The organism is Acidithiobacillus sp. (assembly GCF_023255755.1).
GTDB lineage: Bacteria > Pseudomonadota > Gammaproteobacteria > Acidithiobacillales > Acidithiobacillaceae > Acidithiobacillus.
Map to the genome: position 1 here is coordinate 1 of NZ_JAGDVS010000009.1, position 1,700 is coordinate 1,700.

A 1,700-nucleotide genomic window follows, 5' to 3' on the forward strand; every position below is an offset into this window, starting at 1 on the left:
CTGGAAGGCACGGAGATCTTCTGCTGCCGCCGTGTCCGGTGATCGCCCCAGATAATCCGCGAATTTCCGTACGGCTCGGATGTAGGCGGTTTGCGTCTTGGGGCCAAGTTTACGCATCCGCATATCATCGATCATGCGTTGACGTAGGGGAGTAATGCCTCGGGTCGAAGGGATCATGACGCTGCTCCTATCCTGAAAGCAGGCGAATTGCCTGAACTTTCAAAATAGGAAATGGAGGGCACTTTGTCACAATAGCCCACAAAATCAGAACGAAGCCACCCTACCGCGCGAGCGGTTTAGTCCTCCGCTGCGAACCAGCCGTTGAGCATGTTCTGCTTTATGCCGCAGCGAGCTCTATGAGAATTGGTGTATTTGCTTGGCATGGAAATCCCATCAACCCATCCTCTTCGCCAAGTCCTCAGCCCTCAGGTGAGTATATCGTTTCAACATTTGCAATGTCTTGTGGCCGGAAATCGTGGAGACTTCCATGGGATTGAAGCCTTTTTCAAAAAGGCGGGATACGGCTTCGTGACGCAGGTCGTGGAAGCGTAAGTCATCGATGCCAGCGCGTTTACATGCGCGGTCAAAAGCTTGCTTCATTGCTTCATAAGTCATGCCGAAAACCCGCCCGCCCATGGAACGGGGCAGTGCATCCAGTACGGTCACGGCGCGACTTGACAGGGGCACCGTGCGCGCTTCACCGTTCTTGGTCTTGGGCAGGTGTGCGGTGCGCTTTTTCAGATCCACATTTTCCCATAACAAGCCGATACTGACCTTTACTTGCAGATGTTTTCCGTTGGCATCCATCGCCCCGGATGGTTCCTGCTTCCATGTCTCCACTATCTCACCTGCCCGCATGGCGGTTTCAATGGCAAAGACGACGACCGACCGAAGCCATGGGTTGCGGGCATCGGCGCATGCAGTCAACAACCTGTCTTCCTCATCATCAACTAGTCGCCGATTCCGCGAGGCAGGCAGTGAGGGTTTTTTCACCATGAAGGTAGGGATGCCACCTGGCAGAGCGATCCCCCATTCCTGTGCGCCCTTCTTCAAGGCCCTCTGGAGCAACCCCAATTCATGCTTCACAGACTGAGGACCGACGATCTTGAGGCGGGCATCACGATAGTCGGCAATCAGGGATGAAGTCAGCGCGGCCAGAGAATATTGACCAAGCCCTTCCTTTACATGCTTCACCCTGGAGACTTCCCGATGCCCTCCCTTCTGGGTAGGCAATACTTCGCGGGCATACCTGTCCATCAAGGCATTAACCGTAGTGCGTTCAGATTCCGCGCGCGGCTGGAATACACCACGGTCCATTTCATTCTCTATCTGACGTGCCCATCGCTCCGCATCACGCTTCGTGCGAAACGTCTTTGTTTGGCTCGGCTGGCCTCGCTTGCGGATGATGGCTTGATAGCCGATCACCACCGGCTTGTCGTTTTCGTCCAGACCTTTTCTTGCAGTGATAGTAGCCATTTATGCACCAGTCCTCGGCGGTTATCTCGCGAGCTAGTGCAGCATAATTGCAGCGTAAAATCAATTTGCCATAAATTTCTGAGTGATGCGACTTGCAACTTATTGATTTGTATGGTGCGCAGTACTGGAGTCGAACCAGTGACCTTCGGCTTCGGAGGCCGACGCTCTATCCATCTGAGCTAACTGCGCGTGGGCCAGATTATAGGGAACTCGCCCCGCCGTTG

2 protein-coding genes and 1 tRNA gene are annotated in these 1,700 nt (G+C 54.2%); all 3 read right to left on the reverse strand.

Features of this window, described 5'->3' with window-relative positions; translation table 11 throughout:
• On the reverse strand, window positions 1-177 hold a 177-nt coding region (locus Q0C48_RS00770), incomplete at its 3' end, for a phage integrase N-terminal SAM-like domain-containing protein (protein ID WP_366936972.1).
• Between the two features lie 216 nt (window positions 178-393).
• Window positions 394-1,476 carry a site-specific integrase gene (locus Q0C48_RS00775; protein WP_291520667.1) on the reverse strand — a complete coding sequence of 361 codons (1,083 nt, stop codon included), beginning with the start codon at window positions 1,474-1,476 and terminating at the stop codon, window positions 394-396.
• Window positions 1,477-1,588: 112 nt separating this feature from the next.
• Window positions 1,589-1,665, reverse strand: a tRNA-Arg gene (locus Q0C48_RS00780).
• Between the last annotated feature and the right edge of the window lie 35 nt (window positions 1,666-1,700).